Annotated in this window: 17 protein-coding genes; 5 read left to right on the plus strand and 12 right to left on the minus strand. The window is 38.8% G+C overall.

The annotated features are described in order from the left end of the window. Window positions 1-343 precede the first annotated feature (343 nt). From QL998_RS04665 to QL998_RS04695, 7 genes are all read right to left on the minus strand, one after another. Window positions 344-1177: a sulfurtransferase gene (locus QL998_RS04665; protein ID WP_290192230.1), complete on the minus strand. Its 834-nt coding sequence runs from the start codon at window positions 1175-1177 to the stop codon at window positions 344-346. Then, window positions 1177-2226, minus strand: coding sequence for a capsular biosynthesis protein (locus tag QL998_RS04670; RefSeq protein ID WP_290192231.1), 1050 nt, complete (start codon window positions 2224-2226; stop codon window positions 1177-1179). Before QL998_RS04670 ends, QL998_RS04665 begins: the two co-directional genes overlap by 1 nt. Window positions 2227-2448: 222 nt before the next feature. Further along, on the minus strand, window positions 2449-2868 hold the full coding sequence (locus QL998_RS04675; RefSeq protein WP_024605085.1) for a group 1 truncated hemoglobin: 420 nt from the start codon (window positions 2866-2868) through the stop codon (window positions 2449-2451). Then, window positions 2868-3701 carry a DUF3034 family protein gene (locus tag QL998_RS04680; protein ID WP_024605086.1) on the minus strand — a complete coding sequence of 278 codons (834 nt, stop codon included), beginning with the start codon at window positions 3699-3701 and terminating at the stop codon, window positions 2868-2870. The genes QL998_RS04675 and QL998_RS04680 overlap by 1 nt, the downstream gene beginning before the upstream one ends. Continuing rightward, on the minus strand, window positions 3688-6003 hold the full coding sequence (locus QL998_RS04685; protein ID WP_290192232.1) for an EAL domain-containing protein: 2316 nt from the start codon (window positions 6001-6003) through the stop codon (window positions 3688-3690). The genes QL998_RS04680 and QL998_RS04685 overlap by 14 nt, the downstream gene beginning before the upstream one ends. Continuing rightward, entirely contained in the window at window positions 5996-6658 is a 663-nt protein-coding gene (locus QL998_RS04690) for a methylamine utilization protein (protein WP_076925058.1), read from the minus strand. Before QL998_RS04690 ends, QL998_RS04685 begins: the two co-directional genes overlap by 8 nt. 122 nt (window positions 6659-6780) lie before the next feature. After that, window positions 6781-7884, minus strand: a complete 1104-nt coding sequence (locus QL998_RS04695) for a phosphoribosylaminoimidazolesuccinocarboxamide synthase (RefSeq protein WP_290192233.1) — start codon at window positions 7882-7884, stop codon at window positions 6781-6783. 178 nt (window positions 7885-8062) lie between these two features. Between QL998_RS04695 and QL998_RS04700 the strand changes: the two genes are divergently transcribed. The 4 genes from QL998_RS04700 to QL998_RS04715 are packed head-to-tail and all read left to right on the plus strand — an operon-like array spanning window position 8063 to window position 11610. Beyond that, on the plus strand, window positions 8063-9133 hold the full coding sequence (locus QL998_RS04700; protein ID WP_290192234.1) for a CDP-glycerol glycerophosphotransferase family protein: 1071 nt from the start codon (window positions 8063-8065) through the stop codon (window positions 9131-9133). Between the two features lie 7 nt (window positions 9134-9140). Next, a complete protein-coding gene (locus QL998_RS04705) occupies window positions 9141-9839 on the plus strand; it encodes an ABC transporter ATP-binding protein (RefSeq protein ID WP_290192235.1) in 699 nt (232 codons plus the stop codon). Continuing rightward, complete coding sequence (locus QL998_RS04710; RefSeq protein ID WP_290192236.1) at window positions 9836-11095, plus strand: ABC transporter permease; 1260 nt, start codon at window positions 9836-9838, stop codon at window positions 11093-11095. The genes QL998_RS04705 and QL998_RS04710 overlap by 4 nt, the downstream gene beginning before the upstream one ends. A gap of 14 nt (window positions 11096-11109) precedes the next feature. Further along, window positions 11110-11610 (plus strand): DUF3299 domain-containing protein, encoded by a 501-nt coding sequence (locus QL998_RS04715; RefSeq protein WP_182194005.1) that lies wholly within the window; start codon window positions 11110-11112, stop codon window positions 11608-11610. Window positions 11611-11711: 101 nt separating this feature from the next. On the opposite strand, the gene mutM is transcribed toward QL998_RS04715, so the two are convergent. Both mutM and QL998_RS04725 read right to left on the minus strand, forming a co-directional pair. Further along, window positions 11712-12521: a bifunctional DNA-formamidopyrimidine glycosylase/DNA-(apurinic or apyrimidinic site) lyase gene (gene mutM, locus QL998_RS04720; protein ID WP_007581941.1), complete on the minus strand. Its 810-nt coding sequence runs from the start codon at window positions 12519-12521 to the stop codon at window positions 11712-11714. Then, a complete protein-coding gene (locus QL998_RS04725) occupies window positions 12521-13036 on the minus strand; it encodes a hypothetical protein (RefSeq protein ID WP_182194002.1) in 516 nt (171 codons plus the stop codon). The genes mutM and QL998_RS04725 overlap by 1 nt, the downstream gene beginning before the upstream one ends. Before the next feature lie 118 nt (window positions 13037-13154). Between QL998_RS04725 and QL998_RS04730 the strand changes: the two genes are divergently transcribed. After that, window positions 13155-14081: a manganese-dependent inorganic pyrophosphatase gene (locus QL998_RS04730; RefSeq protein WP_182194000.1), complete on the plus strand. Its 927-nt coding sequence runs from the start codon at window positions 13155-13157 to the stop codon at window positions 14079-14081. 133 nt (window positions 14082-14214) lie between these two features. Here QL998_RS04730 and rpmG read toward each other — a convergent pair whose 3' ends face one another. The 3 genes from rpmG to radC all read right to left on the minus strand — a co-directional run bounded on the left by rpmG (window position 14215) and on the right by radC (window position 15567). Then, window positions 14215-14370 carry a 50S ribosomal protein L33 gene (rpmG, locus tag QL998_RS04735; RefSeq protein WP_004335545.1) on the minus strand — a complete coding sequence of 52 codons (156 nt, stop codon included), beginning with the start codon at window positions 14368-14370 and terminating at the stop codon, window positions 14215-14217. Window positions 14371-14381: 11 nt separating this feature from the next. Next, window positions 14382-14618 (minus strand): 50S ribosomal protein L28, encoded by a 237-nt coding sequence (gene rpmB / locus QL998_RS04740; RefSeq protein ID WP_016708423.1) that lies wholly within the window; start codon window positions 14616-14618, stop codon window positions 14382-14384. Window positions 14619-14892: 274 nt separating this feature from the next. After that, window positions 14893-15567 carry a DNA repair protein RadC gene (gene radC / locus QL998_RS04745; protein ID WP_024598926.1) on the minus strand — a complete coding sequence of 225 codons (675 nt, stop codon included), beginning with the start codon at window positions 15565-15567 and terminating at the stop codon, window positions 14893-14895. Between the last annotated feature and the right edge of the window lie 6 nt (window positions 15568-15573).

Below are 15573 nucleotides of genomic sequence, written 5' to 3' on the forward strand. Positions count from 1 at the left end.
AGGTTTAGAGGCGCTGCGCTTTTAGAGTAAGTGATTGTATAAAAAGAGTATTCAAATACGAGTAAGCACTGGTTTTTACCTTCTCATTTTCTTCTCTTTCACTTCTCCTTGTGAATAATATTTTAAGTACTGTTATTCACAAGAAGGTTTAGAGGCGCTGCGCTTTTAGAGTAAGTGATTGTATAAAAAGAGTATTCAAATACGAGTAAGCACTGGTTTTTACCTTCTCATTTTCTTCTCTTTCACTTCTCCTTGTGAGTAATATTTTTAAGTACTGTTATTCACAAAGAGGTTTAGAGACGCTGCGGCTTTAACGTGAGCAAGCTCTAAACCCACAACACATCTACTTTTCTCCTGTGGCGATGGGTAATGAATCACTTGCACCCCACTCACTCCACGAGCCATCATAAACGCTTAAATTACTGTAACCACATTCGGTAGCAAATAACGCTAAAGCACACGCTGTAATACCTGAGCCACAGCTAAACTGTAACTGCCGCGCATCATCAACCACGTCACTAAATATCGCTTTAATTTCGGCAAGTGGTTTAGCTTCACCTTTATTAAGTAAATCCATAAAAGGCAACGAGCGACTATTTGAGATATGCCCGCTACGCATGCCTTTTCGGGGTTCACTTTCTTCGCCTGTAAAACGCTTATAAGCACGTGCATCTAGCAATACAGTGCTGGGCTCATCAATTGCGTCAACCACTTGTTGGCTATTGATAAAATACTCAGAATTATAGCTTGCCGTAAAATCACTTTTACCTAACGATTTGCTATAACCTTGCTGTGTGGCGTAACCACTCTCTAACCACTTTTTAAGGCCACCACTGAGTACTTTTACGTTGTGATGCCCCATAGCTTTAAACATCCACCACGCCCTTGCTGCGCTAAATAAACCGCCATCTTCGTATACAACTATAAACGAATCGTTATTTACTCCTGCATTTTGCATCACGTGGGTAAACTGCTGCTCGCTGCATACCGTACTTGGTAAGGGATTTGATCTATCGGCCAACTCGTTTTTTATGTCAAAACGTTTAGCGTTGGGCAGCATTGCTTGCGGCGAATAAGTACCCAAAACACCTGGGCGCAGCATACCTGCATCAAATATCACTAATGCAGGATTATTAAGTTGCTCGTGTAATTGCTGACAGCTAATTAGGTTTTTCACTACGATTCCTTATCACCATGATACTTAGCAAACTCGTCATTACCCGTAAAACGCGCTTCAATCGCTTTAATGTGTTTATCTTCAGTGTGTTTCCAAACGCCAGGAATACAATATACATGTTCAATAAAGCTAAAAAACTTATCCTTTAATAATGTATTTGGTTGCCAGCCCTGCATTACTTCGTTCAGATTTGCTGCAAGTTGCTCTGCAGTGCTTGCATGCTTTACCAAACCCTCAATGTTGTAACAGGCTTGTCCAAGAGTTAAAACTCGTTTATTTAGCAGTAATGCTTCTAAGCCGACCGTTGAATTAATCGTTAATACGGCTTCAGCGCACTTAATCAAATCACTCGTTTGATTTCCATTAGCAAAGATTGCAATCGGATCTTTTTCATAAAGATGAGCGTAATGTTTATGCCATGACGGATGCTCTTTAAAAACCACTTTTAAACTTGGATCATTTAAGCTTTTGACGGCTTTAATCACCTCATCGTAAAACATGTCCATAGAGTTTATCCACGGAGAAAAGCTAGCTAATTGAGTATCATGAGGTACTTGAAAAGGCGCAAATATATAGCGTTGTGGCACATCGGCGCACTCAAATTCACAGCGTTTTTTATGATCAGCTCTTGGAATTAAATCCGGCGCAGAAAAGTTTAACTTATTTTGTGGGTCAAAATTTAGGTAAAAAGAAGGGTCACGGCTTAACGACGCATTATAGTTAATACCATTAGGGTCTAAACTGCTTGTACCGGGTAGTAAACCATTTTCATAATAAAACTGCTTTACACCTAATGCTTTTGCAGCCATAGCAACGGTTGTATTTGGAAGTTTATTGCCGTTCCAAATAACAATGCATTCAGGATTAGTCTCGGTTAATAAGGCTAAATACTTAGCGTATCGTAATCGTTCAAATAAAACTAAACCAGCACTATAAACCGCAGTAACGATAGAATTATTCCAAGTTGTATTACGTGCTCTTTTACGTTTTAGTTGAGAGTTGACTACACCAGTAAAATTAACTTGGAACGCATCTTTTAAATATTTCACAGCAGAAAGTTTAGGCGCTCCCATGATGTGTAATTGGCAATTCATCGACAATTTTTTGATTATTTTTTTATAGTATTTTGCGTGTACATTTTTGCGAGAAATAAATAGATAAGCCATACAAGCTATATTTGCCAATTGTTGTTTTTATGAAATAATTCTATGTGGACAATGCAATCAAAGCAAGGTTCCCTTTACTTAATAATTACTTTGAAAGCTTTATAGTTACATTTTTATGATTTCATCACGAAGTGGCGCCATTCTAGAAAGAATATCGTTTTGTAAGCTATGGCTAACATCTTGCTCATTCATTGCATTTATAAGCAAATCAACAACATGATTAAAATCTTTCTCTGTAATATGCATACCAGTATGAATTGCCACCATAGAGTCGCCATCGTATGTACACGGGCCCTCTACTAACATGCACATATGATTAATAAATCCTTGGCGGAAATGCGCTATATTACTGTGTTCAAAGTAATGAATTATCTGCTCGTCATTGCCTATTTGATAGATAAAGCTATCAACAATTCTGCCTATCCCCGCTTTACCATCCAGCTTTTGATAAAGTGAGAGCTTAGTAGAATTTGCACACCCACTAAGCAACCCTAAAAAAATCAAAAAAATACCAACGCTTTTCATTACCAATACCCTGTTACCGATAAATACCAACCTGTTTGATCGTCAGCCCCTGCAATGCTTCCTAAATCAAGGTAAGCCGCAGTCACACTCACATGCTTGTTAGGCATCCACGCTACAAATAAGTCTTTCCAATCTTGTTCGCCTAAGTTTAAGTTATTTGATTTTTGACGATACTCAACACCTACGGCTATTTCGCGACTAAAAAATATAGCTGTGCTGCCTTCAAATAATACTTTTCCGCTAGTATTTTCTCCACCGTAACCAAGTAAACCAAGTTGATTAGCTTCACTGTATCGTGTAGTTACGTTCCAAAACCAGTTATAGCCAGCAATAGCCCCTAAATGTAATTTACTAGCAGCGAGGTAGTAGTCAGTACCGCTAGTCTCTTCTGCGCCTACAAGTGTTGCTATACTGCCATCATCTAGTGATTTATGCTGAATCCCTAAGCTAAGCTGTGGCCAATCACTGTAAACAATATCGCCGTACAAACGTATTTTAGCACCTGTAATTGATTGCTCTATTTCAGCATCAAGTGCTGGTACATCAAAGCGCTGTTGGGCATAACTAAGCTCAACACGATTAAATAAATTAAGTTGTGCACCACATACGTCAAGTGTGTAGTCGGTTACATCTGCGCGACTACAAAAGCCATTTACCGAAAATTCATCATCACTTGCGTACCCAGCAAGTTGTGCCCACGGTACAATCCCCCCGCCGCCACTGCCTTCAATTTGAGAAACTCCCGGCGTAGCTAGCAGTTTTCCATTGCTTGCAATGCTCGGCACACTAACTATTAAAAACAAACTTGCTAATAAGTATTTAATTTTTTGCATAGTATTCCTCCAGCCATTCTTCTAATAGTTCTGCTTTTAAAGGCCGACTTAAGTAATAGCCTTGTGCATGGTCGCACTGCATGCCTCTAAGTAAATTTAATGAGCCAAGCGTTTCAACCCCTTCAGCTACAACCGAGAAACCTAGCTGATGTCCCAACGTAATTGATGATTGCACTATAAATTGATCTTTTTGCGATTCATCAAGTTTTAGGATAAAGCACTTATCTAGCTTAAGCTCATCAATAGGCAGCATTTTTAATCTACCAAGTGATGTTTGCCCTACACCATAATCATCTAATGATATTTTAACGCCAATTGCCTTTAGGTTTTCGAGCGCTTTAATACCTTTTTCTTCGTTTTCGATCATATCGCGCTCAGTAAGCTCAATAGTGATCAGCTTAGAATCTACTTTGTACTTTTTAAGCGTACGAACTAATGCGGCATGAAAGCCCGGAAATGCTATATCTTGCGCAGATACATTTATTGCAGCCTGTAAGTTTATATTTTTAGACTGCCAATCAGCTACTTGTGCTACAACCGTATTAACAACCCACCCAGTAAGTTCAACAATAAGCCCCGACTGCTCAGCTAAGTCAATAAACAGTTCAGGATTAACCCAGCTACCATCTTTTCGCTGCCAGCGAATAAGCGACTCAACTTTATCTATTTTTTGCGATTTCAAATGTAATTTTGGCTGATAAGTCATAAACAATTGACCATCGTCATCACTAATAGCCTGCTTTAGTTCATCAAGCATTATTAAGCGCTCTAAGTGCGCTTCGTCTTCGCCATTTTGATAGTAATGTATGCTCTCTTGTGTGTTTGCAGCACTTTCAACTGCAATTAGCACACGGCGCATTAAGTCATCACTTGCAATACCTTGTGTAGGATACTGCACAATGCCTGCACTAAAGCGTAAGTTAATTTTTAGTTTTTGAATGGTGTAGCACGCTTGTAATTGTGCCATTAAGCCAACAATACCGCTTTTGTGTTCACGCGCTGCCGCAGTCGGAAACACAGTTAAAAACTCATCGCCGCCAATACGAGCATGGAAGCCCCCTAACTCATCCGAAAACTCACTTATTCTGCAAGCAACCGCCTTTAGGCAGTCATCACCAATACGCGGACCTAGCTTATCGTTTATATGGCGAAGCCCTTTTATGTCTATTGCAACGAGCGTGTACTCGGCTGATGAATCTAACTCATCATCAAGCACCTCAAGCATTGCCGAGCGATTATAAAAGCCTGTTAGGGAATCGTGTCTGGCTTGAAAACTAATTTGCTGTTCACGCTGATTTATATCGTTACCCATGCTATCGAAAGCGGCAACTAAGGTGGCTATTTCTGTACTTTGCTTTTGCCCTTTAAATTCAAAAGTATAATTACCTTGGGCAAATTGCTTTGCAATAACAGCGAGCTGGGTTAGCGGTGTCGTTAAGTTATTAGCAAATAAACTGCTAGTAATAACACCTACAAACATAGTTAAAATAGCTAAAATAATAAGTGTAAAAAGCAGTTTTTCGAAATCACTATAACTTTGTGTTAAATCGGCACTCAGCAAAATAATTATGGGATGGGTCAACAACGATGGTAAATCTATTTCTCGGTTACGAAACACTAAATACTCACCAAAAAACCGCGATATGGTTACGGTACTAAAATAGCTAACAGGTTCAAATTGCTCAGGACGATTAGCTAATGAGCTAATAACAATATCGTCAGCACTGCCTATAAAACTTACATCCATGCCTGTTAAGCTTTTTAGTTCATGGGCTACATTGTCGTCAATTTTAAAGCCCACCAAACTATAGGCTACTGTACGTGGCGCTTTTACAGGTAATAAAATAATTTGATACAGCTCGTTATTAAGCACCACAAAACTAGACTCTTCTGGCGCACTTAAAAGCTCTTCCATCAAGGGCTTTAAGTTGTGTGCAAAAACGTCTTCGTCAGTATTGGCGGAAATTAGCCTACCCGATAAATCAAGTAACAACATTAATTCGGCATCAATACGCTGACTGTGATTAAACAACACGCTGCTGATTGTACCTGCATCTCGCGTTGCTACAGCTTGCTTAAAACCAAAATCGGAGGTGAGTACTTTTGCAGCGGTTAACAGTAGGCTTTCTTTTGACTTTAAATATTGCTTATAAACATTTTGCGCTACGGTAATATCTTGATTTACTTTTTCTTCTTGAAACTTACTCGTAGACCACCAAAAACTAAACAAGCTGACCATAGTGGTTAATAACACTAAGCCAACACATAAAATGGTTATGCGATTTCGTAAACTATTAGTCATTACCAGCCTTAAACTTACTACCAAAGGTATTTCTAGGTGCTGGGGTCGATGTGTTTACTGTTATCTGTAACTTTTTTTGAGAATTGATTGTTATAATTTTTTTATTCTCCAATGGCGCTGTTTGTAAAGGGTGCCACACACTCACTTGTGCAGGCAGTATATTAATAGGCAAACTAACATAGCCTTTTTTATCTGTTTTATAGACGGATTCACTACTCGCTACATAGATATAGCCAACCATAGAGTCATGAATATTACACCCTAAAACAACAACCCCTTGTTGCTCAAACGTAATGGGCTCTTTTGGTTGCCCTGAATATAATCTTAGTTGAAAAGGCTTAGCTTGTGAAAAAGAATAAACATGATGGCGAATATTGTCGCTGTTAGGAAAGTTAACTTTTTGACCCTGTTGTACAACTAATAATTCGGGTAAAAACTGCTTATGGACTTGATCCATTATGGCAGTGGGCAAATTTGAAGGTGTGGCTTGCTTATCAGCAACATTAAGCTCAACCACTGCACCTGATAACTTTTGGCCGTGTTGATCCTCTATTACTAATTCAATATTTGCACTTAAAGCAAACTGACTAAAAAACAAACCTATAGCTAAAAAACAATGTCTTTTAGCAAACTTTTGCAATGCCCGCTCAAACATAACAACACCTAAATATTAATGTTAGGTTAAGTTAATTAGAGACGAGCACTAATTGCAAGAATTATAGCCCAGTAACTAAAAATAAAGACTTAGTTACTGGCTTTGTTAGCACTTAAGTGCTGCTATTTAACAATTAATTCGTAATCGTTATCTAAAATAGTAATTACTTCTTGGCGAGGATCTTTAGGGATCACAATATCTCTGCCTACAATTTTGCTCGCTATACCAACATAGGTGTTTGACACTTCAAGCATTACTGATTCTGGTAAAATATAATCTTTAGCTAATTGCTCACGCTCACTCATGCGATCTTTATTTAATAATACGTCACTCTCTGGCACATTATTAATAAGCAATTGTCGAAAACCCTCTTTAGAATTTTCAACAATTTTACCGTTTTTGTATGCAGCTTCATCCCAAATGCGTGACGAATCAGGCGTGCCTACTTCATCAATATATATAAGTTGTTGCGCGCCATTTAAATCCTCTACATAACCAAACTCAAATTTAGTATCTACAAAAATTTGGCCAAGCTTCGCTAGTTCATCACTAATTAATTTAAAACCTTCAACTAACAGCTTTTCGTATTTGGTTACGTCATCTACCGATTTAAAGTTAAATACGTCTAAGTTATTAGTAATGTTAGCGCGAGTAATATTTACATCATCAACTGGCGGAATATCAGCAACGCCTTTAATAATACCTTTTGTTGATGGCGTAATTAAAACGTTATCAAGCTTTTGGTTCGCTTTTAAGCCTTCAGGCAAGTCAATACCACAAAAGTTACGTATGCCTTTAGCGTAGTCACGCCACATGCTACCCGTAATATATTGGCGAGCAATTGCCTCTACTTTTACTGTACTGGCTTTGCGTACAATCCACACATACGGATGTGGAATATCAACAATATGATTACCCGCAAGGCCTGCTTTATCAAATAACTTAAACCAATGGGCTGCCACTGAGTTTAACGCCATACCTTTACCTGGTACGCCATTTAAACCATTTTCGCCTTGCCAAATGCAATCGAATGCAGAAATTCGGTCTGAAATAACCATAATAGCAAGCTCAGTACCTGTCGGTACTTGGTAGCCTTTGTCTTTAATTAATCGTGCGCTGTCTTCATCAGTTAACCAATAAACTGAACGAACTTTACCGCTGTGTACTTCACCTTTGGTACGAATGGGTAAATCATCGTTTACGTCTAAAACTTTATAGCTAGTCATGCTATCTCCGGGGTTAGGGATGCTCTTTGAGCAAAGTATGGTATGGGGTTATATGGGCTGTATAATAATCTAGCCAACCTCAAAGCTCAATCGGATGCTTAAAACAAATAAAGGCATATATTTATAAGCAAGTCGCAATGGGGTAAACTTAATGTGCTAACCAGCCTGAGGAGATAGCTTGAACTACTTAACTGCCACTAAAAATAAAAAATACTTGATGTATATTTCTCAGAATTATTCATACGCTATCTTGAGACCTTTGCAGGCGCAAATATTGGCATATGGTGGTGAAGTACGCTGGTTTTTAGCTGGTAGCGAAGTAAACCCCGATTTTTTAACCACAAACGAGCAGCGTTTACATACCATAAAAGATGTTAAAAGCTGGTCTCCAAACATTACATTTATACCGGGCAATATAGTACCGAGCTTTATTCCGGGTAAAAAAGTAGCTGTATTTCATGGTTTTAACTCTGAAAAGCGCAGCTCTGAAGGTAATCGTGGGCATTTTACTATTCGTGGTTGTTACGATTTATATTGTACGCAAGGTCCAAATACAACAACCCGATTTAAAGAGCTAGCTAAGCAGCATGGTTTCTTTAAAGTAGCTGAAACTGGCTGGCCAACGCTCGATCCACTTTTTAGCAATACTTCAAATAATCCTTATGTAAGTGACGACTCTCGCTCTACTTTACTTATATGCTCTACTTTCTCACGAAAGCTGTCACTTGCTCCTAAATTATATGAGCAAATAAAACATTTTAGTAAACAAGGTAAGTGGCGTATTTTGATGCAATTTCATCCTAAAATGCCTACCGAATGGGTTAATAAATACAAAGCGTTGAGTAACGAAAACCTAACATTTATTGAAACCGATAACGTCTTGCCGTTACTGCAAGCTGCCGATGTTATGCTGTGCGATACTTCGTCAGTTCTTTTAATGTTTTTACTACTACGTAAACCGGTAGTAACATTTTGCAATCAAAAACCACTTCCTCATTTACTTGATATTACCGATGCTGATGAAGTAGAAGCAGCTATTGAACATGCGCTTACTAAACCTAGTGATTTAATGCAAAGTATTGAAAGCTATTGCCAGGAACTTCATCCATATACCGATGGTCAATCTAGCCAGCGCGTATTAAATGCAGCTAATGAATTTTTACAAAGTAGCGATAAACTAAAATCCAAACCACTAAATATAATAAGACAACTAAAAATGCGTAAAGATCTAAACTATTGGGGTTGGTAACCAAATAATGATAAACCTAAAAAATGTTACTTTTAAGTGGCATAAAAGCGATAGCTCTCCCACGCTCAACATAAAAGAGCTAGTTATTGAAAAAGGCGAGCGTATTTTTTTGTATGGCCCTAGTGGCTCTGGTAAATCGACACTATTAGCGATTCTTGCTGGTATTAACACTGTCACTAGCGGTGAAGTGTTAATTCTAAATAAAAACCTCAGTACACTAAGTAATACTACCCGTGATGCGTTTAGAGCGGATCACATTGGCTATATTTTTCAAAATTTTAACTTGCTCCCTTATTTATCACCTATTGAAAATATAACGCTTGGGTGTGAGTTTTCAAAAATCCGAAAACAAAAAATATTAAAGCAATCATCAAATAAAAGCGCTGCCTTACAAAATGAAGCGATACGGTTATTAAATGCTTTAGGGCTTACTGCGCAGTACCACAATAAAAATGTAGCAGAGCTTAGTATTGGACAACAACAGCGAGTTGCAGCCGCTCGCGCATTCATAGGCAGCCCTGAACTAATAATTGCTGATGAACCCACATCTGCACTGGACACTAACAATCGTGAGAGCTTTATAAAGTTACTGTTTGAGCAAGCAAAGCTATCTAATAGTACATTGGTGTTTGTGAGCCACGATGAAACACTAAAGCTTTTATTTGACCGCTCCATTGACCTTATAAATTTGCAGGAGCAGGTATGATCATCGCTAAACTTGCTTACAAAAGCTTATTAAATCGCCGCGCAAGTGTACTGCTTACATTATTCACTATCGCAATTAGTGTAATGCTACTTTTAAGTATTGAGCGTGTACGAATTGATGCTAAAAGTAGTTTTAGTAATACTATTTCGGGCACTGATTTAATCGTCGGTGCGCGTACCGGCGATATACAGTTGCTGCTTTCGTCCGTATTTAGAATTGGCCATACTAATAACGGCGTAAGTTGGAAAAGTTACGAATACATAACAAGTCAGCGAGGCGTAAAATGGAGTATACCTATAAGCCTAGGCGACAGCCATAAAGGCCAAGCGGTACTAGGCACAACACTTGATTACTTTAGCCATTATCGCTTTGCGAAAAAACAAAATTTAACCTTTAACAAAGGCCGTCCTTTTGCCGCAATTAACGAAGTGGTGTTAGGTAGTGAAGTCGCAAATAAATTAGGTTATAAACTTAACGACTCTATTGTTATATCGCACGGCATGGGGAACACCAGCTTTCATCATCATGACGATAACCCATTTAAAGTCGTCGGTGTTTTAAACCCTACAGGCACGCCTGTTGATAAAACGTTGCATATTCCTTTGGCTGCAATCGATTTAATTCACGGCGGTAAAGCTAGCCTTGTGCATGAGCATGAGCATGAGCATGAGCATGACGAACATAACAACCTAGTTGGGCATCCAAAGCAAATTACAGCATTTTTAATGGGATTTAATTCGCCTTTGTACACACTACAAATTAGGCGCAATATAAATCAATATAAGCCAGAAGCCTTGCTTGGGATTATGCCAACCGTAACACTTAAAGAGTTATGGGAAATGCTCGCCATAGTAGAAAAAATACTTTTGCTATTCTCAGCTGTTGTCGTGTTAATTAGCCTACTTGGCATGCTAACGACATTGCTTGCAAACCTGAGTCAGCGTCGTCGCGAACTTGCTATATTACGTTCGGTAGGCGCTCGCCCTTGGCATTTATTTACACTTATAAGTATTGAGTCACTACTGACCACTTTACTTGGTTGCCTAGTAGGTAGCGCGCTTTACTATTTAGCTATTTTTTCAGCCGGCGGTTACTTACAAAGCCATGCCGGTATAAGCGTAAATATCACAATACTCTCTTACTATGAACTGGGCTTAATCGGCGTTATTATGGCAGCCGGTTTTATTATTGGCTTAATACCCGCTACTCGCGCTTATTTTTATTCACTCAGCGATGGTATGAGTATAAAAGCATAATTTTTAGGTATTTTATGACATTTTTTAAAACAGCTTTTCAGTACATTGCTGCTATTAACTTATTATTTATAAGCGTAGCGAGCTATGCCAATCCACCAAAAGAAATTTTTTGGGAAGACTTAATTCCCAAAGGTCATATGCAAATAGACACTCAAGCACAAGCTAATCACGAAGGCAGCGATCAAAACTGGGTGCAACCCGATTTAGATGCTCCAGTGGTAAAAGCGCTTGATGGTCAATCGGTAAGTTTGCCAGGTTTTGTTGTGCCATTAGAAGGCGATAGCGAAGTCATTACTGAGTTTTTACTCGTGCCTTACTTTGGTGCCTGTATACACGTACCACCACCACCGCCAAATCAAATAGTCCATGTAACGATTAAAGGTGGCGTGCCTATAGATAGCTTGTACGACGCAATCGTTGTAACCGGAATAATAAGTACAGAAACATGGTCGGGCGAAATCGCGCAGGTAGGATATAAAATGAAAGCGGTCGGTGTAGCACCGTTTGAGCTTTAAAATTAAGGGCCCGCTTTTAAAGCTGGCCCTTAAATCTCATTAAATTTATAATCGATAAAATTCAAATAGCTGAATACTCAAATAACTAGATAACTAGATAACTACTTTTGGCAATTTGAGCAAAAAATAGTACTGCGCTGCCCCAATCTAATTTCTTCCAATTCGTTTTCACACGTCATACATGGCTTGCCTTTGCGCCCATATACTAATAACTCTTGAGCAAAATACCCTGGCTTACCATCACTTTGTGCAAAGTCTTTAAGCGTTGTACCACCTTGCATAATGGCCGCAGCAAGCGTGTCTTTTATAATAGGGATAAGTGCTTGATAACGTTTGAGCGATACTTTTCCCGCCTCTCGCTTTGGATGTATACCCGCTTTAAATAGCGATTCATTCGCGTAAATATTACCAACACCAACCACCACTGCGTTATCCATAATAAATTGCTTTACGGGTACTTTTTTATTGCGCGATTGTTCGTACACGCGTTTAGCAAAAAAGTCATCAGTAAGCGGCTCAGGACCAAGCTTAGAGAGTAGCTTATGCACTTCACCAGGCTCTTGCCATAAGCAGCAACCAAAGCGACGAGGATCGTTTAAGCGCAGTGCTTTACCGTTGCCAAAAATAAACTCTACATGGTCATGCTTTTTAAGCGGCTCACTTTTATCTACAACACGTAAATTACCTGACATACCCAAATGTAAAATAGTGCTTCCAAGCTCACAGTGTAAAAGTAAGTATTTAGCTCGTCGTTCAATACTAGTAACAATTAGCCCTTCAAGTTGATACACGTCATCTGGCACTGGCCAGCGCATACTGGCATTGTAAATATTTACCTTTGTAACTACTTGGTTTTGTACGTGGGGAGTGATGCCCATTCGGCTCACTTCTACCTCTGGTAATTCAGGCATTAATTAGACTCACTTTGTGAAAAATCAAAACTAGGAAATAACTGCTGTGCAGTTTTTAAATCGAGTGCGAGTATTCGTTGGCTACTCTTTTCGAGTAAGTAATATTGCCCATCGCCTTTATAAAGCAAATAAACCCAAGGTAAACTCTCGCCAGCCAACTCAAATGTAGCAACATATAAAGGTGCATTAGGATTAAAAACAACAGATTCGTTAACACCCATTAACTGCGCGCTTTGCCACTGATTAATTAAATCACTAAGCTGCTGCTCAGATGCTTGCCACACAAGCGGTATGTCTTTTTGTAGTGGGGTTGTACGCCAGCTTGTTCCTATTCGCTCAATTTTTTGATCGACAAATTGCAGTGTGAGTACAAAACTTTGTCCGGGGAGTATGGCTTGTAATGTTGGTTTATCCTCCCCTCCCAAAAGTTGCTTATGCCAGCCATTTAAAAAGAAGATCATAATCAACATCGAAAATATTATAACGTTGTTCCAACCTTTACGGCCCAGTCGCATATTAATACACCTAGTAAATTCAAGATTTTAAAGTGTAACTAAAACTTAATTGCGCTGTCTATATGTTAAAGGCCGCAGACTTTGTTAGAATATCGGCAAATTTAAAGGAGTTCCGTCAATGTCTATGTATGTAGTGGGCCATAAAATCCCAGATTCAGATTCTATTTGTGGTGCAATTGCACTGGCTTATTTAAAAAACCAAATCGATGAGCCTGCAATTCCAACTCGTCTTGGTGAAATTTCACCTGAAACTCAATTTATCCTTGATAAATTTGGCTTCGAAGCACCAGAGCTTAAATTAAGCTACGCGGGTGAAGATGTGTATATTGTAGATCACACAGAAAAAACACAAGCACCTGATGATATCGACCAAGCCCGCGTTGTTGGCGTGGTAGATCACCATAAATTAGGTGACTTAACATCATCTACTCCGCTTGAATGCTGGATTCGTCCTGTTGGTTGTTCAAACACCATTATTAAAATGATGTACGACTTCTACAGCGTAGAAATCCCTAAAGATATCGCGGGTATTATGATGTGTGCAATTTTAAGCGACACCGTAATATTTAAATCACCAACATGTACCACTGCCGATATTAAATGTGTTGAAGCGCTTGCAGAAATTGCAGGTATCGAAGACTTTAAAGAGCTTGGTATGGATATGTTCCGTGTTAAATCTGCGGTTGAAGACACACCTGCACGTGATCTAGTAATGCGTGACTTTAAAGATTTCAACATGAACGGTAACCTAGTAGGCATTGGCCAACTAGAAGTAATCGACCTTGCTGTTTTTGACGATATTAAAGCAGATCTTGCAGCCGATATTGCTAAGCTAAAAGTTGAGGGCAACCGCCACTCTGTATTTTTACTGCTTACCGATATAATGAAAAAAGGCTCAGAAATGCTAATTGTATCTGACGATGCAAACTTAGTTGAGCAGGCTTACGGTGTAAAACCAGAGAATGATAAAGTATGGTTAGATGGTGTACTGAGCCGTAAAAAGCAAGTAGTACCACCACTACAAGATGCATTCACAAAAATTTAATTGTGCTTTCATTTATTGATTTAAAAGCCTTGTTGGTTATGCCAACGAGGTTTTTTATGTCAATTCGCTAATCATAGTTTAAAAACAAAAAACCCAGCCTAAGCTGGGTTTTTAAATTCTAAAAGAGATAAAATTACTTAATTTTAGCTTCTTTAAAAAGAACATGTTTACGAATCTTTGGATCAAACTTTTTGATTTCCATCTTCTCAGGCATGTTACGTTTGTTTTTGTCAGTAGTGTAGAAAAAACCAGTACCGGCAGTTGAAACTAAACGGATTTTATCGCGCATGATTCAGATCCTTAAACTTTTTCGCCGCGAGCACGGATTTCTGTAAGAACCGTGTCGATGCCTTTTTTATCGATAATACGCATACCTTTAGTAGTAGTGCGTAATGTTACAAAACGTTTTTCACTTTCAACCCAGAAACGGTGTGTTTGTAGGTTAGGTAGGAAACGACGTCTAGTCGCGTTTCTCGCGTGTGAACGGTGATTACCAACCGCAGGACGCTTACCTGTAACTTGACATACTTTAGACATGTCTATATATCTCCAATAACTTCGCTCGAGCTTAATTTAATCTAAGGCCGTGTATTTCCGCCCTAGAGATAAATCGAAGGGCGCTCTTTATACAGCTTTTACAGGCAAAGATCAAACACTGATCTATCCAATCAGCTCATATATGTAAATTTGATAGCGGCTAATTATAAAGATCGAATGCCCTCAGGGAAAGTAAAAACTGCATTTAAATTAAACTAATTTGCCAAAACACGTTAAACAGCTCATTTTTAACACACTTCTGTATCTAACAAAGCTAAATCAGGCCTCGTTCGGCAAACGAAACACACGTTTCTCCACCAACAATGATGTGATCGAGCACACTTATGTCGACCAATTGCAGTGCTTGCTGCAATTTATTAGTAATAAGTTTGTCTGCTTGGCTCGGTTCTGCAATACCACTTGGGTGATTATGCGCAAAAATAACAGCTGCTGCATTATTTTTAAGGGCAGCCTTTACCACTTCACGCGGATAAACACTGGCAGAATTAATTGTGCCATAAAAAAGTATTTCGTCTTTTACTAATCTATTTTGACTATCTAGGTATAACACCATAAATACTTCTTGCTGCAAGCCTCGCATTTGAATGGTCAGGTAATCGTAAACTGAGTTTGGCGAATTAAACACCGCATCTCGTTGACAACGCTCCTGCATATAACGTTGGCTTAGCTCTAATACAGCTTGTAGTTGTACATATTTAGCAGTTCCTAATCCCTTTTGAGAGCAAAACTCCTCAATACTGGCATTAAACAAATTATGCAGTGTTTTATTCTCGTTTAATAAATGCTGAGCCAACTCAATTACATTCATTCCTGGCAACCCTGTTCGTAAAAATATAGCAAGAAGCTCTGCGTCACTGAGCGCTTTAGCCCCTTTCGCGATGAGCTTTTCACGAGGTCGAAGTGAGTTTGGTAGTGAAGTAAGTTGCATTATTCA

Origin of the sequence: Pseudoalteromonas sp. APC 3691 (assembly GCF_030408135.1) — a bacterium.
GTDB lineage: Bacteria > Pseudomonadota > Gammaproteobacteria > Enterobacterales > Alteromonadaceae > Pseudoalteromonas.

Coding starts and splice junctions, on each gene's coding strand:
- QL998_RS04685 (WP_290192232.1), bottom strand. CDS start 6,003: ATGACTAATAGTTTACGAAATCGCATAACCATTTTATGTGTTGGCTTA.
- rpmB (WP_016708423.1), bottom strand. CDS start 14,618: ATGTCTAAAGTATGTCAAGTTACAGGTAAGCGTCCTGCGGTTGGTAAT.
- radC (WP_024598926.1), bottom strand. CDS start 15,567: ATGCAACTTACTTCACTACCAAACTCACTTCGACCTCGTGAAAAGCTC.
- QL998_RS04680 (WP_024605086.1), bottom strand. CDS start 3,701: ATGCAAAAAATTAAATACTTATTAGCAAGTTTGTTTTTAATAGTTAGT.
- QL998_RS04715 (WP_182194005.1), top strand. CDS start 11,110: ATGACATTTTTTAAAACAGCTTTTCAGTACATTGCTGCTATTAACTTA.
- QL998_RS04725 (WP_182194002.1), bottom strand. CDS start 13,036: ATGCGACTGGGCCGTAAAGGTTGGAACAACGTTATAATATTTTCGATG.
- rpmG (WP_004335545.1), bottom strand. CDS start 14,370: ATGCGCGATAAAATCCGTTTAGTTTCAACTGCCGGTACTGGTTTTTTC.
- mutM (WP_007581941.1), bottom strand. CDS start 12,521: ATGCCTGAATTACCAGAGGTAGAAGTGAGCCGAATGGGCATCACTCCC.
- QL998_RS04690 (WP_076925058.1), bottom strand. CDS start 6,658: ATGTTTGAGCGGGCATTGCAAAAGTTTGCTAAAAGACATTGTTTTTTA.
- QL998_RS04705 (WP_290192235.1), top strand. CDS start 9,141: ATGATAAACCTAAAAAATGTTACTTTTAAGTGGCATAAAAGCGATAGC.
- QL998_RS04695 (WP_290192233.1), bottom strand. CDS start 7,884: ATGACTAGCTATAAAGTTTTAGACGTAAACGATGATTTACCCATTCGT.
- QL998_RS04710 (WP_290192236.1), top strand. CDS start 9,836: ATGATCATCGCTAAACTTGCTTACAAAAGCTTATTAAATCGCCGCGCA.
- QL998_RS04730 (WP_182194000.1), top strand. CDS start 13,155: ATGTCTATGTATGTAGTGGGCCATAAAATCCCAGATTCAGATTCTATT.
- QL998_RS04675 (WP_024605085.1), bottom strand. CDS start 2,868: ATGAAAAGCGTTGGTATTTTTTTGATTTTTTTAGGGTTGCTTAGTGGG.